General features: G+C 54.5%; 20 protein-coding genes and 1 pseudogene. 7 read left to right on the top strand and 14 right to left on the bottom strand.

All coding sequences use genetic code 11. The annotated features are described in order from the left end of the window. The first annotated feature begins 31 nt into the window (after nt 1-31). Complete coding sequence (gene selA, locus ACFK9X_RS00810; RefSeq protein ID WP_151115242.1) at nt 32-1,423, top strand: L-seryl-tRNA(Sec) selenium transferase; 1,392 nt, start codon at nt 32-34, stop codon at nt 1,421-1,423. Continuing rightward, nucleotides 1,420-3,270: a selenocysteine-specific translation elongation factor gene (gene selB, locus ACFK9X_RS00815; protein ID WP_151115244.1), complete on the top strand. Its 1,851-nt coding sequence runs from the start codon at nt 1,420-1,422 to the stop codon at nt 3,268-3,270. The genes selA and selB overlap by 4 nt, the downstream gene beginning before the upstream one ends. A 247-nt stretch (nt 3,271-3,517) precedes the next feature. Here selB and ACFK9X_RS00820 read toward each other — a convergent pair whose 3' ends face one another. Then, a complete protein-coding gene (locus ACFK9X_RS00820) occupies nt 3,518-4,399 on the bottom strand; it encodes an ROK family protein (RefSeq protein WP_001188271.1) in 882 nt (293 codons plus the stop codon). Between the two features lie 168 nt (nt 4,400-4,567). On the opposite strand from ACFK9X_RS00820, the gene aldB reads away from it, so the two are divergent. Further along, nucleotides 4,568-6,106 carry an aldehyde dehydrogenase AldB gene (gene aldB / locus ACFK9X_RS00825; RefSeq protein ID WP_151115246.1) on the top strand — a complete coding sequence of 513 codons (1,539 nt, stop codon included), beginning with the start codon at nt 4,568-4,570 and terminating at the stop codon, nt 6,104-6,106. A gap of 173 nt (nt 6,107-6,279) precedes the next feature. Here aldB and ACFK9X_RS00830 read toward each other — a convergent pair whose 3' ends face one another. Beyond that, entirely contained in the window at nt 6,280-8,235 is a 1,956-nt protein-coding gene (locus ACFK9X_RS00830) for a glycoside hydrolase family 127 protein (RefSeq protein ID WP_151115248.1), read from the bottom strand. Between the two features lie 263 nt (nt 8,236-8,498). Here ACFK9X_RS00830 and ACFK9X_RS00835 point away from each other — a divergent pair, with 263 nt between their 5' ends. Beyond that, a complete protein-coding gene (locus ACFK9X_RS00835; RefSeq protein ID WP_151115250.1) occupies nt 8,499-9,314 on the top strand; it encodes a helix-turn-helix domain-containing protein in 816 nt (271 codons plus the stop codon). A 160-nt stretch (nt 9,315-9,474) separates the two neighbouring features. Here the strand turns inward: ACFK9X_RS00835 and araD are convergent, their stop codons facing one another. The 10 genes from araD to yiaK all read right to left on the bottom strand — a co-directional run bounded on the left by araD (nt 9,475) and on the right by yiaK (nt 18,496). Then, nucleotides 9,475-10,170 (bottom strand): L-ribulose-5-phosphate 4-epimerase, encoded by a 696-nt coding sequence (gene araD / locus ACFK9X_RS00840; protein WP_151115252.1) that lies wholly within the window; start codon nt 10,168-10,170, stop codon nt 9,475-9,477. Next, nucleotides 10,164-11,024 carry an L-ribulose-5-phosphate 3-epimerase gene (locus ACFK9X_RS00845; protein WP_001244031.1) on the bottom strand — a complete coding sequence of 287 codons (861 nt, stop codon included), beginning with the start codon at nt 11,022-11,024 and terminating at the stop codon, nt 10,164-10,166. The genes araD and ACFK9X_RS00845 overlap by 7 nt, the downstream gene beginning before the upstream one ends. Continuing rightward, nucleotides 11,017-11,679, bottom strand: a complete 663-nt coding sequence (ulaD, locus tag ACFK9X_RS00850; protein ID WP_000089535.1) for a 3-keto-L-gulonate-6-phosphate decarboxylase UlaD — start codon at nt 11,677-11,679, stop codon at nt 11,017-11,019. Before ulaD ends, ACFK9X_RS00845 begins: the two co-directional genes overlap by 8 nt. Further along, nucleotides 11,676-13,172, bottom strand: coding sequence for an FGGY-family carbohydrate kinase (locus ACFK9X_RS00855; protein WP_151115254.1), 1,497 nt, complete (start codon nt 13,170-13,172; stop codon nt 11,676-11,678). Before ACFK9X_RS00855 ends, ulaD begins: the two co-directional genes overlap by 4 nt. A gap of 3 nt (nt 13,173-13,175) precedes the next feature. After that, nucleotides 13,176-14,162: a 2,3-diketo-L-gulonate TRAP transporter substrate-binding protein YiaO gene (gene yiaO, locus ACFK9X_RS00860; RefSeq protein ID WP_000766341.1), complete on the bottom strand. Its 987-nt coding sequence runs from the start codon at nt 14,160-14,162 to the stop codon at nt 13,176-13,178. A gap of 11 nt (nt 14,163-14,173) precedes the next feature. Next, on the bottom strand, nt 14,174-15,451 hold the full coding sequence (gene yiaN, locus ACFK9X_RS00865; RefSeq protein WP_000301822.1) for a 2,3-diketo-L-gulonate TRAP transporter large permease YiaN: 1,278 nt from the start codon (nt 15,449-15,451) through the stop codon (nt 14,174-14,176). Between the two features lie 2 nt (nt 15,452-15,453). Continuing rightward, the gene (yiaM, locus tag ACFK9X_RS00870) at nt 15,454-15,927 is read right to left on the bottom strand and encodes a 2,3-diketo-L-gulonate TRAP transporter small permease YiaM (protein ID WP_000832313.1); all 474 of its coding nucleotides are present in this window, start codon (nt 15,925-15,927) and stop codon (nt 15,454-15,456) included. A 138-nt stretch (nt 15,928-16,065) separates the two neighbouring features. Continuing rightward, the gene (locus ACFK9X_RS00875; protein ID WP_151115256.1) at nt 16,066-16,998 is read right to left on the bottom strand and encodes a DUF4862 family protein; all 933 of its coding nucleotides are present in this window, start codon (nt 16,996-16,998) and stop codon (nt 16,066-16,068) included. 23 nt (nt 16,999-17,021) lie between these two features. Next, a complete protein-coding gene (locus ACFK9X_RS00880) occupies nt 17,022-17,486 on the bottom strand; it encodes a YhcH/YjgK/YiaL family protein (RefSeq protein WP_000576056.1) in 465 nt (154 codons plus the stop codon). A gap of 11 nt (nt 17,487-17,497) precedes the next feature. Next, nucleotides 17,498-18,496, bottom strand: a complete 999-nt coding sequence (yiaK, locus tag ACFK9X_RS00885; protein ID WP_000869008.1) for a 3-dehydro-L-gulonate 2-dehydrogenase — start codon at nt 18,494-18,496, stop codon at nt 17,498-17,500. A gap of 229 nt (nt 18,497-18,725) precedes the next feature. Between yiaK and yiaJ the strand changes: the two genes are divergently transcribed. Further along, complete coding sequence (gene yiaJ / locus ACFK9X_RS00890; protein WP_023138215.1) at nt 18,726-19,526, top strand: IclR family transcriptional regulator YiaJ; 801 nt, start codon at nt 18,726-18,728, stop codon at nt 19,524-19,526. A 116-nt stretch (nt 19,527-19,642) separates the two neighbouring features. Beyond that, nucleotides 19,643-20,116: a 4Fe-4S dicluster domain-containing protein gene (locus ACFK9X_RS00895; RefSeq protein ID WP_151115258.1), complete on the top strand. Its 474-nt coding sequence runs from the start codon at nt 19,643-19,645 to the stop codon at nt 20,114-20,116. Nucleotides 20,117-20,152: 36 nt separating this feature from the next. Here ACFK9X_RS00895 and avtA read toward each other — a convergent pair whose 3' ends face one another. Then, complete coding sequence (gene avtA, locus ACFK9X_RS00900; RefSeq protein WP_000144384.1) at nt 20,153-21,403, bottom strand: valine--pyruvate transaminase; 1,251 nt, start codon at nt 21,401-21,403, stop codon at nt 20,153-20,155. Between the two features lie 173 nt (nt 21,404-21,576). Beyond that, nucleotides 21,577-23,604 (bottom strand): annotated as a pseudogene (locus ACFK9X_RS00905) (alpha-amylase). A 315-nt stretch (nt 23,605-23,919) separates the two neighbouring features. On the opposite strand from ACFK9X_RS00905, the gene ACFK9X_RS00910 reads away from it, so the two are divergent. After that, entirely contained in the window at nt 23,920-24,744 is an 825-nt protein-coding gene (locus ACFK9X_RS00910; RefSeq protein WP_001575119.1) for a protein bax, read from the top strand. Nucleotides 24,745-24,801 lie beyond the last annotated feature (57 nt).

The following is a 24,801-nucleotide window of genomic DNA, read 5'->3' on the forward strand; positions in this document are numbered from 1 at the left end:
AGGAGAGGGCCACCAACAGCCAGGCATTTTCATGACAAGCGAAACGCGTACACTCTACAGCCAGCTTCCTGCTATCGATCGTTTATTGCACGATAGCGCCTTTCTTTCTCTGCGCGATCGGTATGGCCATACCCAGGTGGTTGATCTGCTTAGGCGGATGCTTGACGACGCGCGCGACGTCATCCGGAATACGCAAACGCTTCCCGACTGGTACGCAGACTGGGCGCAAGAGGCGAAACTCCGGCTGGAAAATGCGGCGCAAAGCGCGCTGCGCCCGGTGATTAACCTGACGGGGACGGTGTTGCACACCAATCTTGGCCGCGCATTGCAGGCGCAAGAAGCGATTGAGGCGGTAACGCAGGCGATGTGCGCGCCGGTGACGCTGGAATACGATTTGGATGGCGCCGGGCGGGGGCATCGCGACCGGGCGCTGGCGACGCTGTTATGCCGTATCACCGGGGCGGAGGACGCCTGTATCGTCAATAACAATGCGGCGGCGGTATTGCTGATGCTGGCGGCGACCGCCAGCGGCAAAGAGGTGGTGGTTTCGCGTGGCGAGCTGGTCGAAATCGGCGGCGCGTTTCGTATTCCTGATGTTATGCGCCAGGCGGGTTGTACGTTGCATGAAGTGGGCACCACCAACCGGACGCACGCGAAAGATTACCATCAGGCGGTAAATGAAAATACCGGGCTGTTGATGAAGGTGCATACCAGTAATTACAGCATTGAGGGCTTTACCAAAACGGTAGAGGAAGCGGAACTGGCGGAAATCGGGCGAGAGCTGAATATTCCGGTGGTGGCGGATCTGGGCAGCGGTTCGCTGGTGGATTTAAGCCAATATGGCTTACCCAAAGAGCCGATGCCGCAGCAGCTCATTGCCGCAGGCATCAGCCTGGTAAGCTTCTCCGGCGATAAGTTGTTGGGCGGGCCGCAGGCCGGGATCATCGTCGGCAAAAAAGCGATGATTGCCCAACTGCAAAGCCATCCGCTGAAACGCGCCCTGCGTGCGGATAAAATGACGCTGGCGGCGCTGGAGGCAACGTTACGTCTGTATCTGCACCCGGAAGCGTTGGCGGAGAAATTACCCACCCTGCGTCTGTTAACTCGCAGTGAAGCGTCGATTCGCGAACAAGCGCAGCGGTTACAGGCGCGGCTGGCGGCACGTTACGGCGATGAATTTGCGCTGGAGGTTAAACCCTGCCTGTCGCAAATCGGCAGCGGTTCATTACCAGTAGACCGCCTTCCCAGCGCCGCCATGACCTTTACCCCGCACGACGGGCGTGGTAGTCGGCTGGAGGCGCTGGCGGCCCGCTGGCGCACGCTGCCTGTACCGGTCATTGGCCGAATTTATGATGGCCGTTTATGGCTGGATATGCGCTGTCTTGAAGACGAAAGCCGGTTTATGGAGATGATGCTGAAATGATTATTGCAACTGCCGGACACGTAGACCACGGTAAAACGACGTTGCTCCAGGCGATTACCGGAGTCAATGCCGATCGCCTGCCGGAAGAGAAAAAACGCGGGATGACTATCGATCTGGGCTACGCCTATTGGCCGCAGCCGGATGGTCGTGTGCTGGGCTTTATCGATGTGCCTGGGCATGAAAAATTCCTCTCTAACATGCTGGCGGGCGTAGGCGGTATCGATCACGCTTTGCTGGTGGTCGCCTGTGATGACGGCGTCATGGCGCAAACGCGCGAGCATTTACAGATCCTACAACTGACGGGTAATCTCCAGCTCACCGTCGCGCTGACCAAAGCCGATCGCGTGGACGAGGCGCGTATCGGTGAAGTACGTGAAGAGGTACTGGCGGCGCTCGACAACTATGGCTTCACCGATACCGTTGTATTTGTCACCGCCGCCAATGAAGGACGCGGTATTGCAGAACTTCGCGCTCATTTACAGCAGCTTCCTGCACGTTTGCACGCCGCGCAGCATCGCTTCCGCCTAGCTATCGACCGTGCGTTTACGGTGAAAGGGGCGGGACTAGTGGTGACCGGAACGGCGCTGAGCGGAGAGGTAAACGTGGGCGATACGCTATGGTTGACCGGCGTTAATACGCCGATGCGCGTACGAAGTCTACACGCGCAAAATCAGCCTACCGACCATGCGTATGCCGGGCAACGTATTGCGCTCAATATTGCGGGCGATGTGGAGAAGGAGCAGCTTAACCGCGGCGACTGGCTGCTTTCCGATGCGCCGGTGGGGGAGGCTTTTTCCCGGGTGATCGTTTCTCTGACGCTTCATGCGCCGCTTTCCCAATGGCAACCGCTACATATTCACCATGCCGCCAGCCATGTGACTGGTCGCGTCTCTTTGCTGGAAGGCGGGCTGGCCGAGCTGATCTTTGATACGCCGTTGTGGCTGGCCGATAATGACAGACTGGTGCTGCGTGATATTTCCGCACGTGCCACCCTTGCCGGCGCACGCGTGGTGACGCTTAAGGCGCCGCGTCGCGGTAAACGTAAGCCAGATTATTTGCACTGGCTTTCAACGCTTGCCGACGCGCAGGACGATAGCGCGGCGTTGGCCATTCATCTGGAACGCGGCGCCGTCAACCTGCCGGATTTCGGTTGGGCGCGTCAGCTTAATCCTCTCGGTATGCGTCAGCTTATTGAGCAACATGGTTTTATCCAGGCCGGAGACAATCTGTTAAGCGCGCCTGTCGCCGCCCGCTGGCAGCGTAAGATTCTTGATACGCTGGCGACCTACCACGAACAGCACCGCGATGAACCGGGGCCGGGACGTGAGCGTTTACGCCGCATGGCCCTGCCAATGGAGGATGAAGCGCTGGTTCTGATGCTGATCGAGCGGATGCGCGACGACGGCCTGATTCATAGCCATCACGGTTGGTTGCATCTGCCGGATCATAAAGCGGGATTTAGCGATGAGCAGCAGGCCGTCTGGCAAAAAGCTGAACCGCTATTTGGCGATGAGCCCTGGTGGGTACGCGATCTGGCGAAAGAGACCGGAACGGAAGAACAATTTATGCGGCTGGTGCTGCGGCAGGCGGCGCAGCAAGGCATCATTACCGCGATCGTAAAAGATCGGTACTATCGTAACGATCGGATTGTCGCTTTCGCCAATATGATCCGCGAGCTGGATCAAGAGAGAGGATCAACGTGTGCGGCGGATTTTCGCGACAGGCTGAATGTAGGGCGGAAACTGGCCATTCAGATCCTTGAATATTTTGACCGGATTGGATTTACACGACGTCGTGGGAATGATCATTTATTACGTGATGCGTTATTATTTCCGCAAAAAGAATGAAATGGTTAAATTAAATAACAAATGAAGCAATACAATTATTGCGTTGCTTTTTATTTTTCTGGCTTCTTAAAATAGCCAGCGTGAACCTGTTATCAGAATAATTTTGCCCGTATTCTTTGCGCCTTATTCAGGCGACTCACGATGAGATTGTGGAACTTTATCGCACGGCGATGTAACGCCTTTGCCCGGTGGCGCGGACGCTTACCGGGCCTGCGTAGACGATGCAGGCCGGATAAGGCGTAACACGTTAGCTTCGATCGAGCTTTTGCTGCGCCAGCCAGACGGCGCCCAGCCTGCCCGCCTGATTTCCCAGTTGGCAGGGCTGAATCGGCACCTGGAGCGCCTCCCACATTTCAAACGTTTCAAGATGCCGCGTCAGGAGCGGGTAGAGCTTTTCCTGTTCGCTTATTCCTCCGCCGATCAGCACCACGCCCGGATCAAACATAGAGATCACGCTGTAAACGCCGCGTGAAAGATAACGCGCCCAGTCATTGACCGCCTCACGCAGATGAACATCGGTCGCCATTCGTTCGAAGATCACATCCGCAGGCGGCATCTCTTCGGCAGGCAGCGCCAGCGCCTGGCGGCACGACGCCATTAATCCGCTGGTTGACGCGATTTTATGCATACTTTCGCCATTGTTCCCGACCGGCATGACGCCGAATTCACCGGCGTGAAAATGCGCGCCGCGATACAGTTCTCGTCCGACGATAATACCGCCGCCAATGCCGGTTCCAATGGTAATACAGACCAGATTGTCATAATGCTGCCCGGCACCTCGCCACATTTCGCCCAGCGCCGCACAGTTCGCGTCGTTCTCCACGACCAGCGGCAGATCGGTCAGCCCGCTGAACAACTCCATCAGGTTGACGTCATCCAGGTAAGCCAGCGCGCCCGCTTTTGCCGCATGACCGTTATGGGGATTAATATGGCCGGGGAAACTAACCCCGATTGCCGCAATGTCATAGTCCTGTTGGCAACGCGCCACCACATCCTGCCATTTGCGGGTAAACGTGGAGGCGTCCTCTGGCGTATCGAATTGATGATGGGTTAATTCTTCGCCGTCACTGTTAATCACGCCATATTTGACGTGAGTTCCTCCCACATCAATACCGATATATTGCTGCATAGTGTTCTCCGTACGTTAAACAGGCACCTGTTTAGTATGGCTAAAACCAGACGGAGAAACGTAAAGGAAAGTAATTCGTGATTGCTGTCGTAAAGCGGGAAATCATTGGCGAAAAATTCACCAGCACCGTCTACCCTTGTGGAGTACCTTTACAATAAGGAGTTGGTCATGACGAACAATCCCCCTTCAACACGTATTCAGCCAGGTGAATACGGGTACCCACTGAAGTTAAAAGCCCGCTATGACAATTTTATTGGTGGTGACTGGGTTGCGCCCGCCGACGGCGAATATTATCAAAACCTGACGCCAGTGACCGGCCAGCCGCTATGTGAAGTCGCTTCCTCCGGTAAAAAAGATATCGATTTAGCGCTCGACGCCGCGCATAAGGCGAAAGATAAGTGGGCGCATACGTCAGTACAAGACCGTGCCGCTATCTTGTTTAAGATCGCCGATCGGATGGAACAAAACCTCGAACTGTTGGCGACAGCGGAAACCTGGGATAACGGTAAACCGATTCGTGAAACCAGCGCTGCCGACGTACCGCTGGCGATCGATCATTTCCGCTATTTCGCCTCCTGTATACGTGCGCAGGAGGGCGGGATTAGCGAAGTTGATAGCGAAACCGTGGCCTACCATTTTCACGAACCGCTTGGCGTCGTGGGGCAGATAATCCCGTGGAACTTTCCGTTGTTGATGGCAAGCTGGAAAATGGCGCCAGCGCTGGCGGCGGGTAACTGCGTGGTGCTTAAACCGGCACGCCTGACGCCGCTTTCCGTTCTGCTGTTAATGGAAGTCATTGGCGATCTGTTACCGCCGGGCGTCGTCAACGTCGTGAACGGCGCGGGCGGCGAGATTGGCGAATATCTGGCGACCTCGAAACGTATCGCGAAGGTGGCGTTTACCGGTTCGACGGAAGTGGGTCAACAGATCATGCAGTACGCCACGCAGAATATTATTCCTGTGACGCTGGAGTTAGGCGGTAAATCGCCCAATATCTTCTTTGCTGACGTGATGGATGAGGAAGATGCGTTCTTTGATAAAGCGCTGGAGGGATTTGCCCTGTTTGCCTTTAACCAGGGCGAGGTGTGTACCTGTCCAAGCCGTGCGCTGGTCCAGGAGTCCATCTATGAGCGCTTTATGGAGCGCGCTATTCGCCGGGTAGAGAGCATTCGCAGCGGGAACCCGCTAGATAGCGGTACACAGATGGGGGCACAGGTCTCCCACGGCCAGTTTGAGACTATCCTCAATTATATCGATATCGGTAAAAAAGAGGGGGCCGATATTCTGACCGGTGGGCGACGCAAGGAACTGGATGGCGAACTTAAAGAGGGCTATTACCTTGAGCCTACTATCCTGTTTGGTAAGAACAATATGCGCGTCTTTCAGGAGGAGATCTTTGGCCCGGTGCTGGCGGTAACCACCTTTAAAACCATGGAGGAGGCGCTGGAAATCGCTAACGATACCCAATACGGCCTGGGCGCTGGCGTCTGGAGCCGCAACGGCAATCTGGCCTATAAGATGGGGCGCGGCATTCAGGCCGGGCGCGTATGGACCAACTGCTATCACGCCTATCCGGCACATGCTGCGTTCGGCGGCTATAAGCAGTCGGGCATCGGGCGCGAAACGCATAAGATGATGCTGGAACACTACCAGCAAACCAAGTGCCTGCTGGTGAGCTATTCCGATAAGCCTCTGGGGCTGTTCTGACGCAAGAGGTAATGCCCGATGGCGCTGCGCTTATCGGGCCTACCGCGTTGATATTAGCCTGGTGGTCATGTCTGATGGCGCTTCGCTTATCAGGCCTACAAAAATTCATCGCAATATACTGATATTGCAAATCTTGTAGGCCGGATAAGGCGCAGCCGCCATCCGGCACAGTATTACCGCTCGTTAACCCAAATCCGCATTTCGCCCTCGCCACGGTTGGCCCAGCTAAACCATGGAATGAACGTTAGCGTCTGCGGCTGGCGCGATGACGGTGCGTTATCGTAGTGCCACAACGCCTGATGCTGCGCATCTGGGGCGCTTTGCTTCTCGCCTTCAGCCTGAATCAGCATCTTATGCGCAAAAAGCCCTTTGCCCTCAAAGACCCGGAATTCACTCTCTTTTGGTAGCCACAGATTATGCAGTTCTTCGCCGTTATCGGCCTGCTCAAGGCAATAGACCAGCGGCCCGCGCTGAATAGCGACCTTACCGGCGACGTGACGCGCCAGCGGATTGCCATACACGCGGCGAACCGGCATCGGCAGCGTCAGGGTTATCGTATCGCCCTCCTGCCAGGTTCGACGGATATGCAGATAACCTTTGCGAATATCCTGTTCCACTTCCAGCCCGTTGAGCGTCACTTTTGCCTCAGGGCACCAGTCCGGCAGGCGTAGCGCCAGCGTGTGACGTACCGGCTGCACAGAGTCGATGGCAATCTTCACCTGCTCATGCCACGGGTAGTTCCCGCTGATTCGCAGTTTGAGCGCGCCATTTTCAACGGGTATTTCCAGGCTGTTACCCACGTACATATTGATATACAGCGCATCCGCACGCGGCGTGTAGATGTAGTGACCGAGAGAGGTGAGCACGCGGGCGATGTTCGGCGGGCAGCAGGCGCAGCCAAACCAGCGCTGGCGGATGGGCTTAACGTGATCGTAAATATGGTTGAATTTTAACGATTTTGGATGCACTTCCAGCGGGTTGACGTAGAAGAAATGCTTGCCATCCAGCGCCATACCACCGAGGACGGTATTGTACAGCGCGCGCTCCATCACGTCGGCGTACTGGCTATCGGCTTCCATTTCCAGCATCCGGCGGGCGAACATCATCAGGCCGATTGAAGCGCAACTTTCCGCATAGACCGAATCATTCGGTAAATCGTAATCGCTGCTAAAGGCTTCGCCGCTGCTCTGGGAACCGATGCCTCCGGTGATATACAGCTGACGCTGCGCCATATTTTTCCACAGACGCAGGCAGTCCTGGCGTTTGCCTTCATCGTTGCTCAGGCGAGCGAGATGCGCCACGCCAGTCATCAGATAGACAAAACGTACCGCGTGGCCAATGGCCGTCTGCTGCTGCGAAATTGGCAGATGCGCCTGGCTGTAGGCTTTGTCTTTGACCATCCACGCCGGGCCGTAGGTGTGCCAGTACGAGGTCTGGCCGCGTTTTTCGTACTCTTCGTCGTAGAAGTGCGGTTGGGTGCCGCGCTGCCCGATAAAGTAGCTTGCCAGCGTCATATAGCGCGGCTGCTCTGTTACCTCATACAGACGCATCAGCGCCAGCTCAATTTCCGGGTGGCCCGGATAGCCGTGCAGCTGATTTTCGCCAGGGCCGAAAGTGCTGTCGATATGATCGGCCAGGCGACAAACGACGTCTAGCAGCCGACGCTTGCTGGTGGCCTGAAAGAAGGCGACGCCCGCTTCAATCAGATGCCCGGCGCAATAAAGCTCATGGCACTCCGCCAGGTTGCTCCAGCGTTCTTGCGGGGCTTTTGCCGTAAAGTACGTATTGAGATAGCCATCGTCACACTGCGCGGCGGCCACCAGTTCAATCACCTCATCGGCGGTTTTCTCAAGCGCTGGATCGGGCTTCTGGCACAGTGACCAGGCAACCGCTTCCAGCCATTTCGCCACGTCGCTGTCCTGAAAGACCATGCCGTAAAAGTCGCCCGTCTGCTGGCCTGCGGCAATGCGGAAATTTTCAATGGCATGGCTGGGTTCAGCCTCTGGAATACGATCGTTTAACGCATCCCACTGGTAAGGAATAACCACATCGCGAACCAGTTGTTGATACTGTCCGAGGAACGGATCGCTGACCGTCAGTTTATGCAGATCGACTTCCAGTACGTTCATTTCGTGCTCCTTAAGGCTGTAGAGGTCATAGATATTCCTCGCTGACGGGGTATTTTATGGCAGTAATTTTTATTTTCGCGTTATGACCTGATTCATTTTGCCCAGATAGCGGTGAGCGACAAGGCGATAAAAGAGTAAAAAAAGATGACGATTCCGACCCGTATTTAAAAATGTGAGATGGATCGAGTGAAAGGACTATTTTTAGTTAATAATCAAAAGCTAATATGAAATACGGTGCTGAATGAGCGGGAAATGACATATTAATGCTCGAATTATCCATGACATTACCGATTAAAGTCCAAAACGGCGGATTATTTATTTCTCGCGGCATTGGGCGTCATCCTGCCAGGCGTCTGCAATCGTGGGAAATTATATTTGTGGAAAAAGGCTGCCTGAAAATTCAGGAAGAAGAATGTGTTTTCTGTGTCGACGCCGGGGAAAGCCTGTTGCTTTGGCCGCATTGCCGCCATATTGGCGTTGAGGAGTTTCCCGCCGATCTTAAATTTTACTGGCTCCATTTTGAGGTCAAAGCGCCGGACAGCGACCCGCGCTGGCTGACGCATCTTTCCGTGCCGCAGCATACCCAGGTTGCCGATCCACAGGCGCTGATTGCGCTTTTTCGCCAGTTTATGAACGAGCAGGAAAAGCACCAGCGCAGCCCGGCGCTGGAGTTCATCGTGCTGCTGATTTTGCAGCAGCTCACCGTTGACGCCCGGCAGAATGAAAACGCCGAGGCCGCTGGCGTGTCGCTGGCCTGGAAAGTGCAGCAGCTGATTCGAACGCACTATCACCTGCCGCTTTCCAGCTCGGTTCTGGCGAAAGAACTGCATTGCAATGTGGATTATCTGGGACGCGTTTATCGGCGGGTATTTCACCTTACGCTAACGGAAGCCATCCACCGCCAGTGGGTGCGCGAGGCGGAAAAGTTGCTGATTAGCGACGCGCGTTCGTTAAAAGAGGTGGCGGAACGGTGCGGTTTTAATGACGTTGGTTACTTTCGCCAGATCTTCCGCAAGCACACCGGCCTGACGCCTACCGCCTGGAAGCGGCGCTACAGTAAGGAACACGTTAATTCTTGAGTATAATCTTTGGCCCTCTGACAACGCGGTTGCAAACTGAATGCCCGATGGCGCTTTGCTTATCGGTCCTACAAGAGTTCATCACAACGTATTGATATTGCACATCTTGTAGGTCGGATAAGGCGCAGCCGCCATCTGACACAGGCTGTGGCTGCCGGCATTACTGCCCGTAATAGGCATTCGCGCCGTGTTTACGCAGATAGTGTTTATCGAGCAATTCCGGTTGCATATCCGGCAGTTGGGGGGCCAGCTGGCGCGAGAACAGCCCCATATAGGCACACTCCTCAAGCACCACGGCGTTGTGGACGGCATCGGCGGCATTTTTACCCCAGGCAAACGGGCCGTGCGAATGAACCAATACCGCCGGGATTTGCGCCGGATCCAGACCGCGCTCTTCAAAGGTTTTAATAATCACCTCGCCGGTCTGATACTCGTACTCGCCGTTAATCTCCTCAACGGTCATCAGTCGGGTACAGGGGATCGCGCCATAGAAATAGTCGGCGTGGGTGGTGCCCCAGGCGGGCAGATCGAGCCCGGCCTGCGACCAGATCGTCGCATGGCGGGAATGGGTATGAACGATCTCGCCGATCTGCGGATAGCGGCGATAGAGCGCCAGATGGGTCGCGGTATCGGACGACGGTTTTTTGTTGCCTTCAACGACCTTACCGCTGGCGATCTCTACCACCACCATATCGTCGGCGGTCATCACCTCATATTCAACGCCCGAAGGCTTGATGACCATCAGTTTGCGCGTCTCATCGACCGCGCTGACGTTGCCCCAGGTAAAGGTGACCAGCCCGTGCGCCGGGAGGGCCAGGTTGGCCGCCAGCACCTCGGCTTTCAGTTGCTCTAACATGTGAAACCTCCTTCCTGCATCCGTGATTCAATCCAGCGTCGCGCCTGGATAATTTCCAGCACCGGCTCGCTGGCTTTCTCTGTCCACATCTCAATCAGAAATGAACCGCGATAATTCAGCTCATGCAGCGTTTTGAAGATGCCAACAAAATCAACGCATCCTTCGCCAAACGGCACGTCGCGGAACTGGCCGGGGCTGTCACCAGTCACTGGCAGCGTGTCTTTCAGGTGGATAGCGGCGATACGGTCGATACCCAGCTTCAGCTCGGCGGTGACGTCGTTCCCCCAGGCGCTGAGGTTGCCGACGTCCGGGTAGACGGTGAACCACGGTGACGAAAGCATCTCGTCCCACTTTTTCCACTTGCTGATGGAGTTCATAAACGCGGTATCCATGATCTCCACCGCCAGCATCACCTGCGCCGCTGCGGCCTGTTCCACCGCCCACGCCAGCCCTTCGGCGAAACGTTGCTGGGTGCCTTCGTCGTGTTCTTCGTAATAGACGTCGTAACCTGCCAGCTGAATGGTGCGGATACCGAGATCGCGCGCCAGGCGAATGGCTTTGGTCATGATTTCACGCGCCCGCTGGCGTACCGCTTCGTCGCGGCTGCCAAAAGGGAAACGGCGATGGGCGGAGAGACACATTGACGGGATAGCGACGCCGCTTTCCAGCATCGCGTTCACCAGCGATGCACGTTGGGCTGGCGTCCACTCCAGGCGAGAAAGACGTTCGTCGGTTTCATCCACCGACATCTCGACAAAATCAAAACCGCAGCTTTTTGCCAGCACCAGCCGCTCTGGCCAACTGAGATCTTTCGCCAGTGCTTTCTCGTAAATACCTAATGGATGATTACGCATGCTTTTCTCCCCAAATGGCGTCAATTTGGGCGTGGAATTCGGCGGCGACCTGCGCCGGATGGGCGGCACCTGCCAGCGCACGTCCGGCGATAAATGCCTTAACGTTAATGTCGCGGAACAGCGGCAGATCCGCTGGGGTAATGCCGCCGGTAATCGATAGTTCAAGGCCGATGTCGGACAACGCCTTCATACGCGCCAGGTCCGCTTCGCCCCACTGCTGCCCGCTGGCCTGCGCATCGCGTCCGCGGTGGTAAATCGCCTGGCGAACCCCGACGTGATACCAGTCTCGGGCGTCGTCCAGCGTCCAGTTGCCGAACAGCTCCATTTGAATTTCACCGCCGCAGGATTGCGCGACGGCATGGCCTTTCTCGACGGTCGCGAGCGGCGCGGCGCAGATGATAGTCATCCAGTTAGCGCCAGCGCTAAAAGCCTGCTGCGCCAGGGTTTCACCGGCATCGGCCACTTTCCAGTCGGCGACGATGATTTTTTCCGGGCACTGCGCTCGCAGGGCTTTCACCGCGCTAAGGCCTTCGGTTAAACAAAGGATGGTTCCGGCCTCAACGATATCGACATGATCCTGTAGCAGGGCGACATCGCGTTGGGCTGCTTCCAGACTGGTGTGGTCGAGCGCCAGTTGCAGTAATGGTCGGCTCATAATGCGTGCTCCTTAATACGGGCGTGATAGCCCTGTAGTGCTTCAATCAAATCCTGGTATTGGCGGTATTTGCGCTGGTAGAGGGCGTGCGCGGTCATGTCCGGCAGCAGCGTGCGCACCGGGTGCTGCAGGTCGCGTTGGGCCTCGCGGAAATCGCGATATACGCCGGTGCCGACGCGGGCAGCCAGCGCCGCGCCGAAGCAGCCGGTCTCCTCCACCTGCGGCAGCTCAATGCGTAAACCGCTGACGTCCGCCAGCATCTGCATCCAGACGTCGGAGTGGGCCGGGCCGCCGGTAACGCGCAGGGCGCAAACGTCGGTAAAGCGTTCACGCATGCGGTTGAGGTGGGTCATATGGCTGAAGACCACGCCTTCATAAATCGCCTGCAGCAGGTGGGCGCGGGTGTGCAGCGCCTGCATGCCGTAAAAGCCGCAGGTCATCTCCAGCCCGGCATTGCTGCCGTAGAGAAACGGCAGAAAAAAGAGGTCGCTACCGGCTTTCGGCAGGCTGGCGACCGCCTGGTTGATCTCGTCAAAAGAGAGGTCGCCCCACTGGGCGGTAAACCATTCGAGGTTGCCGGAGGAGGTCGGGCTGGCTTCGTGAACGATATACTGCCCGTCATTGACGTAGCGGCCATAGACGTAAGGATGGGCCTCATGGTCGCGCAGACCGTGAGCGATGCCGCTGGTGACGGCCCAGGTACCCATCACCGCATTGAGCGTTGATTCATCCTCAATACCGGCGCAAAGGGCGGTGGAAACCACATCAAACAGGCCGCCGACGACGGGGGTACCCACTGCCAGACCGGTGATGGCGGCTGCCTGAGCGGTGATCTCACCGCATATTTCGGCTGAACCCACCACGGGGGGCAGCGCGCTATCGATTTCACTGATGTCCAGCCACTCGGTCAGGCGCGGGTCGTACTGGCCCGTCGCCATGTTGTAGAGGTTGGACTCGGAGATGTTGCTCTCCTCACAGCCTTTCACGCCGGTTAAGCACCAGCGCAGATAGTCATGCGTCATCATGACGCTGCCTATCTGCGCGTAGCGCTGCGGCTCATTCTCTTTTACCCAGCGTAAAAGGGAGACTGGATGCCCGGTCCACAGGGTTTGCCGAGTCAGCGGGTAGAGTTTTTGCGGAACCGCTTCTTTTTGCCAGCGCTGGACAATTTCCATGGCGCGACGGTCGGAAGAGAGTATCGCTTTACCTAATGGCCGATCGCTTTTATCTAACAGGAACAGGCCCTTACCCTGAGCGGAAATACCCAGACCGCGGATTTGTGAGCCGCTCACCCCCGTGTGCGTCAGCAGTTTGCTGATGACCGAGCCGCACTGTTGCCACAGTTCGGTCATATCGCGTTCAACCCAGCCTGGCTGCGGGCTTAAAGCGTGCAGCGGCAGGCGTTGCACCGCTACTTCCCGGCCTGCGCCATCGTACAACCCGGCTTTTAGCCAACTCCCACCACAATCTAACCCCAGCCAGTAGTTGCTCATGACTTATTGCACCTCGTCCACGGCTTTCAGGAGATCGGCGCCCTGCGGGTTGTCTTTCAGGAACATATCGCGCACCTGGCTGCCCAGCGCATCGCTGAAGGCTTTACGGTCGATATCGGTCAGGACTTCAACTCCGGCTTCTTTCATGCCATCGATAATTTTTTGCTGATCTTCGGCGACCAGTTTGCGCTGGTAGTCACCCGCTTCTTTGGCGGAACTCAGCAGTGCCTCCTGGAGCTGCGGGCTTAAAGCGTCGAATTTGGCTTTATTGATCACCAGCAGCAGAGGCGAATAGGCGTGATGAGTGAGGGAGAGGTATTTCTGTACCTCATAGAATTTCGCTGACCACACGACGTTGATAGGGTGTTCCTGGGCATCAATCGTACGGGTTTCGAGGCCGGTATAGACTTCGGAGAACGGCATCGGAATAGGGTTCGCGCCGAAGATTTTAAAGGCCGCGATATTCATTGGGCTGTTGTTAGTGCGGATTTTTAAGCCTTTCAAATCGCCCGGCGTTTTTACCGGCGCGCGGGAGTTGGTGACGTCGCGCCAGCCGTTTTCCCAGTAGGCGAGGACTTTTAACCCTTTTGAATCGAGTGATTTTTTCAGTTCATCGCCGACTTTACCGTCGAGCGTTTTATGCGCATGCGCGGTATCGCGAAACAGGAAGGGGACATCAAGTAAGTTGAATACAGGGGCCAGACCGGTGAAATTGTTCGAACCGGACATTTCCATATCAATGGTTCCGCCGCGCACCCCGCTGATCATTGCCTGGGCGTTACCTAATGTGCTGTCAGGAAAGAGTTTTAGCGTTAATTCGCCGTTAGTTTTTTCTTTTAATAATTCGTTAAATTTTTTCGCGGCAATATGTTGGGAGTCAGTTTGCGGTGTTTCATAACCAAAACGTAAAGATTGCGCCGCCAGAGACGACACGCTGAAAACCGTCAGACCAGCTATCAATAATGAACGAGCAATAACGTGTAATTTCATAATATTATCCTTTAATTAATCCATTTAAGCGGTGTGATAATTAGCTCGGGAATAAAAATAAATAAAACCAGCAGCGACATCAGGACGACAACGTAAGGGAATACGCCTCTTACCGCGTCATCAAATTTCAATTTTGCTACCCCGGAAATAACGTTGAGGACGTTGCCAACGGGCGGTGTGATTAATCCAATAGAGCAGTTAATAATGAACATGACGCCGAAATAAATCGGGTCAATATTGGCTTCTTTAACTAATGGCAATAATACAGGGGTAAGAATTAACACCGTTGGCGTCAAATCCATCACCATACCGACGACCATAATTGAGATCATAATGACGATAAATAAGAGTCGCGGAGAGTCGACCAGCGGCTGCAGCAAATCTGACACCATCATGGGTAATTCCGCGATCGTAATCAGCCAGGCGGATACCTGGGCCGCGGCCACCAGAAACATGACGACTGACGTCGTTTTGGCGGCATTGACCAGCACGTGGTAGAGACTGGAAAACGTTAATTCCCGATAGATAACCACGGCGACAAAGAGGGCGTAAAACGCGGCGACCGCCCCTGCCTCCGTTGGCGTGAAAAGTCCGGAACGGAAGCCGCCAATGATAATCACCGGTAAAAACAGCGCCCAGATACCTGAAACCAATGATTGCCAGATTTCACGCGGTGTTGCTTTAGGCTGAGAAGGGAGATTTAATCGCCCGGCCTGCCACCACCAGGTGAGCATAAGCGCCGCGCCCATCATGATGCCCGGTGCGATCCCGGCCATAAACAGCTTGCTGATCGACAAGCCGCTGGAAACGCCGAAGATAATAAAAGGAATCGAGGGGGGAATAATTGGCGCAATGATCCCGCCGGAAGCGATTAACCCAACGGAGCGGTTGATCGGGTAGTTTGCGGAGCGCATCATCGGCACCAGCAGCGCGGCGACCGCAGCGGTATCTGCTACCGCAGAGCCGGAAAGGCTGGCCATAATCATTGCCGCAATAACGCCCACGTAGCCCAGGCCGCCGGGCTTATGGCCGACCAGCTTCATCGGCAGGTCGACAATTCGCTTTGACAGGCCGCCCGCGTTCATGATTTCACCGGCCAAAACAAAAAAGGGAATGGCCAGTAGGGAGAAACTGTCCGCGCCGTTAACCAGGGTTTGCGCCATAATCTGCACGTCAAACATATCCAGGTATGCCATCAGAGCAGCGCCGCAAAGCAGCAGCGACCAGGCGATGGGTAAACCTATCGCGATCCCGCCGAGCAGGCAGCAGAGAAATATCACCACGGCCATGATTAGGCTCCTTGCTGTGGTTGTTGAAAGGAATCGTTACGCGTTATTAAGTGATAAAGCCGACGCAGCTCGATTAACGCGATGGCAACGCTTGTGGGCAGACAGGCGATATACATCAGGCCGATCGGTAAACCGAGGATTGGCGAGTGATCGCTCCAGTCCTGCAACGCTTTTTGCAGGCTGCCCCAGCCTAATGCGATGCATAACAATAAAATCAGCGAATGTGTCAGCAGCGAGAGTCGACGCTGATTCGCTGGCGAAAGTTTTTCCACCACAAAAGTGACCTGAACGTGAGCGTTATCCATAAATGCAACGATGGCGCCAATAAACGTCAGCCATACAAATAGATAACGTGATAGTTCATCTACCGACAAAATACTGCTCTCAAAACCGTAACGTAAAATAACGTTAATAAATACAATGCAGGAAAGTACGGCAATTAATACCGCAAGTATGCCCTCAAGTACCCGCTTCATAACGACTCCATCAGGTTATAGAAACTTATTTCTTTCGATGCTGAATAGTGGAACTTAATTTCTTATGTTTGGTTTATATTAGGTCGGCGCAACGTTGAGTTGCAGGCCGAGAATTAAGGTGATGATGTTTAATTCAGGTTAGCGGCGTGTGGCCTTTTTCATCATGTTAATACCATCGCGTAATATATTTATGCGGTGATTAATATCGGCACTGGCATTGATTTCCAACAATTTAATACCGGTAAACTGCAACAGTTCGGGAGCGGCGGCGGTAATCAGTTCTTTAACATGTTTCTCCGTCATCAGACTTTGTGGACAGAAAGGTGCAAACGGAGCATGGAGGTCCTGCCATTCGCCGTATTCTCCATCCAGCGTTGTACCGGAGAACATCAGCGCCCCGAGTTTTCCAGCCTGTTTGGCCTGCTGCGTGTGGATCAGCGGTAGAGAGGTATCCCGCCCTTCAATAGCCGAGCGCGCCCAGTTAATGCAGACGCTTATGTCATAGTCGGCAATAGTTTCCAGTACGTTTACCAACGGTAAGAATCCTTTGCGCGGTGCGGGGCCGGTCATCGCGTCGCAGTGTTCAAGCACCAGGTCGCAGGACCAGTCCCAGTTGGCAATCTCTTTTAATGAGCGCGCAAAGGCGTCGGTTGCCTGCGCCACGTTCGGATTGCCCGCCAGCGGGGCGGCATGAAGCTCAAGGGCTATGACTTTGCCGGTATTGTTCCCATTGATTTTATTGATCTTCTGATAAAGATGACGGTAGTATTCCACGCAGGCTTTACGCTGTTCCTCGTCACTGGACGCTAATCCAAAACCGCCGTTTTCGCTACAGCGGCGCATGGTTTCCATTATCGCGGTGACCACGATTTGCCAGTTTCCCGGTGTATGGCGCAATAACCACTCGTCGCCGAGCGGGTGAAGATGTTCAAGACAAGGCTGCTCCAGCCCCCGGATATCCGGAGTATCAGAGAGTTGCCGCCAGAATTCCGTCTCTTCCTCTTCACTCTTCTGGTGAAATGAGGGTGCACAAGGGTACGCACCGATAATATAACCGGTATTATTTTTCATTTTGTGCTCCAGTAAACTCTATTTTATAAAACGTCTATGGCGACTTTTACGACTATTTTCCGTATCGGCGTAGCAATGCTTTTATTACAACCTGGACGATGAACATCCTGCGGGAAAAACAGGGCATAACTTCCCGGTATCATTTCAATGAATGATTCATGTTCACTGTCGTGATAAAAAATAATATCGCGCTGTTCTAATAATGACTCGCTGATTTGATTATTACCGGTATCAATGGCAACCCCAATTTTCTCTTCACCCCATGCCAGAAACTGAATATCCAGATAGCGGCGATGGACTTCCGGACGATTTTCAGCAGCATCGCGGGTGGTCATATCGATAATCTGCGCGAAGATATTTTTGCCGTCGATTTCCACTACGCCGGGTTCGAGCGTGCGAAAGTCCGTATTACGCAGGAAATCGAGCGCCTGCTCTATGGCCGACGGTAACCGGCACGGATCAGGCTGAGCGATATGTCCAAAAATCATGATGTGGCTCCTTACAGCGCCTGAATTTTAGCCCAGACGCTGTCGTCAATGGTGATACCGTGACGGCGGTTGTCATCCAGCAGTTTGGTAAATTCGTGGCCGGGCAGCCGAATCGCGACGTTGTCGTCGGCGCGTTCAGCGGTGGTGATGAAATCCATAATCCGCTGCAGTTTGGCGTCGCGGGTTGCGCCATCGATCAGCTTATCCACTTCTATGGCGATGAAAATCTGCGAGACGCCATATTCATCGCTGTTTTCCTGGGTCACTTCGGCAACGGAAGAGCCGTTGGAAAGCAGGGTGGCAATCATGTCCAGCACAATCGACAGACCAGATCCTTTCCAGTAACCCATCGGTAAAATGCGGCGATTTTTCTCGATCACGCCCGGTTCTTTGGTCAACTGACCGTTATCGTCGAAACCGCCGTCCACCGGCAGTTCGCGGCCCGCCAGACGGTTAACCTCCAGCATGCCGTAGGAGAACATCGACATCGACATATCTACCATCGTGATCGGCGTGGAAGGGATGGCGACGATCAGCGGATTGGTACCGATACGGCACTCTTTCGCGCCCCACGGCGGCATGACGGCGATGGAGTTGGTCCAGCAAATGCCGATATAGCCTTTTTCCGCCGCCTGCCAGCCGTAGCTGCCGCCGCGCATCCAGTGGTTAGCATTACGTAACGCCACCAGGCCAATACCATGATCGGAAGCCAGCTCGATGGCCCGGTCCATCATCTTTTTCGCCGTCAGGTTGCCGATAGCGCGCTGAGCATCCCACTGTTCGATGGCGCCGAGGCTGGTAACCCGCTGCGGTTTAGCATCAGGAATAATGTCGCCGTTATCCAGTTGCTGGATGAAGCGGGGAAAGCGGTTCACGCCGTGGGAATAGACACCGGACTCGGTGGTGCGAGCGAACATTTCCGCGCAGGCGTCGGCGGTATCTTCCGCAATATTCCGCGACCGCAAGACGCGGTAGAAGGCCCCTTTTAACTCTTCGAAAGTTACTTTCATCCCTGTTCTCCTGGTCGATTGTTAGAAATTTTAGTATGTTTTTTTGTCTATAAATTTCATAATGCGAAATGTAGTTCCAAATATATAGATCAAAAATTGACATGGCAACGCCAGAGAAGGTTTTTAAAAATGATTAAAATCATCGGGTTATGTTTTTTATGCTGATATCGTGAACTGCAACACACTTTGAGCTACCATCTGATCGCCCAAGAAAGGAGAGAGTTTTCTGATGAGCCAGAACAACGATAAAGAGAAGCCTGCGGGGAGTCAGAGCCTGTTTCGTGGCCTGATGTTGATAGAAATTTTGAGTAACTACCCGAACGGTTGCCCGCTGGCGCACCTGTCGGAGCTGGCGGGGTTGAACAAGAGTACCGTCCATCGGTTGTTGCAGGGGCTTCAATCCTGCGGATACGTGACGCCAGCGCCGGCGGCCGGAAGCTACCGTCTGACGACAAAGTTTATTGCCGTCGGCCAAAAAGCCCTGTCATCGCTGAATATCATCCACGTTGCGGCACCGCACCTTGAGGCGCTCAACCTGGCCACCGGCGAGACGGTGAATTTTTCCAGCCGTGAAGATGACCACGCTATCCTGATTTATAAGCTGGAACCGACCACCGGTATGCTGCGCACGCGTGCCTACATTGGCCAGCATATGCCGCTGTACTGCTCGGCGATGGGGAAAATTTATATGGCGTTTGGTCAGCCGGATTATGTGGCGTCTTACTGGGAAAACCATAAAGATCAGATCCAGCCGCTGACTCGCAACACCATTACCGATTTACCAGCAATGTACGATGAGTTGGCGCAAATTCGTGAAACCAGCATGGCGATGGACCGCGAAGAAAATGAACTGGGCGTCTCCTGTATTGCCGTGCCTGTGTTTGATATTCACCATCGAGTGCCTTACGCCATTTCTATTTCGCTGTCGACGTCACGGCTAAAACAGATCGGCGAGAAAAATCTGCTCAAACCGTTGCGTGAAACCGCACAGGCTATCTCTAATGAGCTGGGATTTACCGTTCGCGAATAAGACAGCTCGCCAGGTTTTATCAGGCATCTGACAAAATTTGTCCGTTTGCGTAGTGGGATCAAAGCGGCGGGGAATGGCTCTCTGGCATTCTGGCGTTTTAACGCAGGGGGAGAACAATGAACCGGTTTATTATGGCGGATGCGTCGGCGTGTATCGGGTGTCGTACCTGCGAGGTCGCCTGCGTGGTGTCGCACCAGGAACAGCAGAATAGCGCGGCGGTGACGACGGCGGACTTTGTGCCGCGTATCCGGGTGATAAAAGAGGATAGCTTCACCACGGCCACGGTCTGCCATCAGTGTGAGGACGCGCCGTGCGCGAATGTCTGCCCGGTACAGGCGATTCGCCGTGATCGGGGGCATATCTTCGTGACGCCATCGCGCTGCATTGGTTGTAAAAGCTGTATGCTGGCTTGCCCGTTTGGTGCGATGACCGTGGTGACGTCCGCGTCAGGCGCGCAGGCGATTAAATGCGATCTTTGCTGGCATCGGGAAGCGGGGCCGGCGTGCGTGGAAGCCTGCCCGACCAGTGCGTTACAGTGCGTTGACGCAACAAATGTGCAGCGCCAGCGCCTCTATTCTCAACCTTTCTGAACATCGTTCCGGCCTGCATAATGGCCGGAATAACCGTCAGCCTTCACGCCAGGCGCGTTCAATCTCTTCTGCCAGAATTTTTACGCCCGCCTCGATTTTGTCCGGTTCAGGCACGTAGTTCATCCGCATACACTGGTGTGTGTGCGGCCAGGGTTTATCCAGTCCGGGAAAGAAATAGTGGCCTGGCACCATCAGCACGCCGCGCGCTTTCAAGCGTTGATAGAGTAGCTCGGTGGTAATCGGCAGATCTTTAAACCACAGCCACAAAAATATTGCGCCTTCCGGTTTATGAATCAGGCAGCGTTCTTCGGATAAATAGCGACGAATGATCGCGATCGTCTGTTGAACGCGCTGATAGTAGAAAGGTTTGATAACCGTTTCCGACAGCCGAAGCAGATCGTTACGCTTAATCATTTCGCACATCATCGCCGGGCCCATGCCCCCGGGCGCAAGGCTGATGATGCCGTTCATGTTGGCAATGGCGGTAATCGTCTTATCATTGGCGATGATAATCCCGCAGCGGGAACCGGGCAGCCCCAGCTTCGAGAGGCTCATGCATAGGATAATATTGGGGTTCCACAGCGGGCGCGCCTCGCTAAAGATAATGCCCGGAAACGGTACACCGTAAGCGTTATCAATCACCAGTGGGATGTTGTGCTGATTCGCCAGTCTGTCCAGCTTCATCAGCTCTTCGTCGGTGATAACGTTACCGGTTGGGTTGGTCGGGCGCGAGACGCAAATCATCCCCGTTTCTTCGCCGATGTGCAGATGCTCAAAATCGACGTGATACTTAAACTGGCCTTCCGGCAGCAGCTCAATATTCGGGCGCGCCGAAACGAAGAGGTCGTCTTCCAGACCGGAATCTGCATAGCCGATGTATTCCGGCGCAAGCGGGAATAGTACCTTTTTCGTACTGCCGTCGGCGCGACGTCCGGCGAAGAGATTAAATAAGTAGAAAAACGCGCTCTGACTGCCATTTGTCAGCGCAATATTCTGTGGTTCGATATCCCATCCCAGCGTTTCACGTAGCAGTACGGCCAGTGCATTCAGTAGCGCCGTTTTTCCCTGGGGACCGTCATAATTACAAAGCGCATCAGCGGCTTTGCCGCTTTCTACCATCTCTGTCAGTAGCGTCTGGAAATAATCCTGCATTGCAGGGATGTGTGCCGGGTTACCGCCGCCAAGCATGATGGCGCCTGGCGTGCGTAAGCCGTCGTTGAGATCCTCCATCAGGCGGGTAATGCCTGAATGGCGGGTAAATTTATCGCCGAAAAGTGAAAATGTCATAACGGGTGATCTATCGAACTGTCTGTCAAAGTGGATAACCATAACGCTACAAATGGCGGGGCGCAAATGAGGGGCAGGCGGTAGTATTGATGTTTTATGCTACAAATTTTTATCAGGTTAGTTTTTTATTTTGAAGGGGCTACCGGTACGCGAGGGGACCGGTAGCGCCACGATTAGCGGCGGCCCGCCCAGACGACCATCACCGTATCGTCGCCGTACTGGCGTACAAAACCGTACCCGTGTTTTAGCGTCAGCGTGGTTTGTTGGCCTGCGCCGATGGCGGGATGTCTGGCGCGGAACTGGCTAATACGCTGCCAGTGCGCGACGGCTGCGGCTGACTTTCCGCTCACGTCCTGCCAGTTCATATCTGAACGGGTGCCTTGCAGCGGGTCGGAGCCGGTGGGGCCGAAGGGACGAGCGGATTCATCGCCGTAAAAGATCTGCACCGCGCCCGGCGAAAGCAGCAGCAGTTCCGCCGCCTTATCACCGCCCTCACGGAAAAGGCGCGTATCATGCGAGGAGAGGTAACTTAATACGTTGAAATCGTGCATTTTATCCGCCATCTGCTGCCAGACTGGCCCCATTTCCGCCAGGCAATCGACCGCTTTCGCCGCCTGCTCCTGATAATCAAAATTGATCATCGCGTCGAAACCATAGCGATAATAATCACTTTTCATGACGCCGTGGCCCCACGCTTCGCCAGTCATCCAGAACGGGCTATTATCCAGCGCTTTGTCCGGATTGGCCTGCTTCCATTCACGTAACGCCGCGCTGGCCTGGGTTTTTAGCTGTTGCCAGGCAGGAAGCTCAACGTTTTTGGCAGTATCGACCCGGAACCCGTCAATGCCGTAATCATGCACCCACTGGCTTAACCAGTGAGTCAGATAATCCCGTGGCGTATAGCCTTCAATGAACTTTGCTTTAGTATCGGGTTTGTTGGCATAGAACGCGGGTAGACCGGAAGGCGTGGTAGATTCCGTTTTTATATCCGGCAGGAAGGCCAGCGACAGGGTTAAATCGTCAAATCCCGGACTGTCGTAGTCGCCAATATCGGTACGAATCCACTTTTTCCCCCACCATTTTTCCCAGGCGGCGCTGTCGCTGAAGTTGATGTAGTCGTTAAAGCTGTGCCAGCTTTGTCCGGCGGTGGGTCGCCAGTTTGTCCAGCGATCGCCGAGAATTTTTTGCCGTTCCGCGCCGGATAAATAGAGCGCGCCGAACTGATACTCCTGCATATCCGCCAGCGTGGCGTAACCGGCATGATTCATTACTACGTCAAATAAAATACGGATGCCGCGCTGGTGCGCGCCGTCGACCAGTGCGCGGAGATCGGCTTCGCTGCCCATATTGGCATCCAGCGTCGTCCAGTCCTGAGTGTAATAGCCGTGATAGGCGTAATGAGGAAAATCGCCTTTTGTTCCGCCGCCGACCCAGCCGTGGATCTGTTCAAACGGCGAGCTTATTCACAAGGCGTTCACGCCTAATTGCTGTAGATAGTCCAGTTGACTCGTCAACCCGCGTAAATCGCCGCCGTGGAAAGTGCCAATCTCTTGCATACCATCCTTATGGCGACCATAGCTGTGGTCGTTGGTTGGATCGCCATTGCGAAAGCGATCCGTAAGCACAAAATAAACGGTGGCGTTGCGCCAGTTAAAAGGCGCTGATGCATGGGTTTCCGCGCGTTCCAGCAATAAAAGCCCGTGGCTGTCGGCAGGTCGCAGCGTGATTTGCCCGTTTTGGACGGTATCGGTTTGACCACTGTAATAATCGCGCACTACCGTCCCTTCCGGAAAGGTCTGGCGAACATCCAGCGTGAGCGGCGAACCATCCCAGACGGGACACTGGCGGGCGAGCTGCGCGGTGCGTTCAGGTTCAGTTTTTATCGATAACAACAGGGTCGGCGTACCGGAGCGGGTATCTACCGTTATCGTATAGTCGCCATCTTTAAACAAACGCCATTGCGGTGGCGCGCCTTCGCAGGGTTTTAACGACAACATTTGGTTGAGTTTTATGGCGCCGGAGGGCTGCCAGCACTGCTGGTCAATATGGAGCGTTAACGCGCGTGTACCTTTTGTTAATGCAGCATGGCTGGTAAAGCGCCCGGTTTCCTGCGTCGAGAACGCCGGAAAACCGGGTGAGGTCCATGATGAGGCGATCGCGATACCGGGTATCAGCGTCAGAGCGAAGGCGGCAAGTTTCATCACGCTATCCTTTGTGGGCAATATTCATCAGCTTGCCTGGTTTTTAGGCGAATGAACTCCTCCTCAGCAGAGAGTCGCGCAGGAGGAGGCGCGAGGGTGAGCGACGAGGCGCAAAAAAACGCCTCTATTTGCGATAAGCACCACATTTTATTGGCATTATTGCTGCCTGTTATCGTTAATAGTTGACATAGTTTCGGATTAAGACTATTCCCTGAGGTGCTTTTTAAGCCTATTTTTGCTAGAATTTGGGGTTCAAACCTCAACTTCGTGAAAAATAAAAGGTGTTGGAATGTATCAATCCGACCAGGAGACCTAATGATATTGACTCCCATGCGACGATATGGGGCAATGATTCTTATGTTACTCACCATCGCATTTTCGGGTGAGGTGCTGGCAAAGACGCACGCAACACAAACGAGTCAAAAGTCCCACATAACTGAGACAAGTTATAAACAGGTTAGCAGTAAACAAGAGTATTCTCGCAATAGTGCAAAGAGCAGTTCACTTCCTGATTTGCGAAAATACCCTTCCGGAACCCCCAGAAAAAAAGCGTTTCTCCGGACCGTTATGCCTTACATCACCAGCCAAAATGCCGCGATTACCGCGGACCGTAATTGGCTGATCTCAAAACAGTACCAGAACCGCTGGTCGCCGTCTGAACGCGCGCGTATGAAAGATATCGCGAAGCGCTATAAAGTGAGCTGGTCCGGCAACACGCGTCGTATTCCGTGGAATACGTTGCTGGAGCGCGTCGACATTATCCCAACCAGCATGGTGGCGACGATGGCGGCGGCGGAAAGCGGCTGGGGAACCTCTAAACTGGCGCGTAGCAACAATAACCTGTTCGGCATGAAGTGCACAAAAGGGCGTTGTACCAATACGCCGGGTAAGGTGAAAGGTTACTCGCAATTCGCGTCGGTTGAGGAGTCGGTGAGCGCGTATGTCGCCAACCTGAACACGCATCCGGCTTATTCTTCTTTCCGCAAGTCGCGCGCCCAACTGCGTAAGGCGGATCAGGAAGTCACCGCCACGGCGATGATTCATAAGCTGAAGGGTTACTCTACCCAGGGGTCGCGCTATAACAACTACTTGTTCGCGATGTACCAGGACAACCAGCGTCTGATCGCCGCGCATATGTAATTCTGTGTGCCGGATGGCGCTACGCTATCCGGCTTACAAGGCATCTGTAGGCTGGAT

This window comes from Salmonella sp. WC3, assembly GCF_042932255.1.
GTDB classification, from domain to species: Bacteria; Pseudomonadota; Gammaproteobacteria; order Enterobacterales; family Enterobacteriaceae; genus Salmonella; species Salmonella enterica.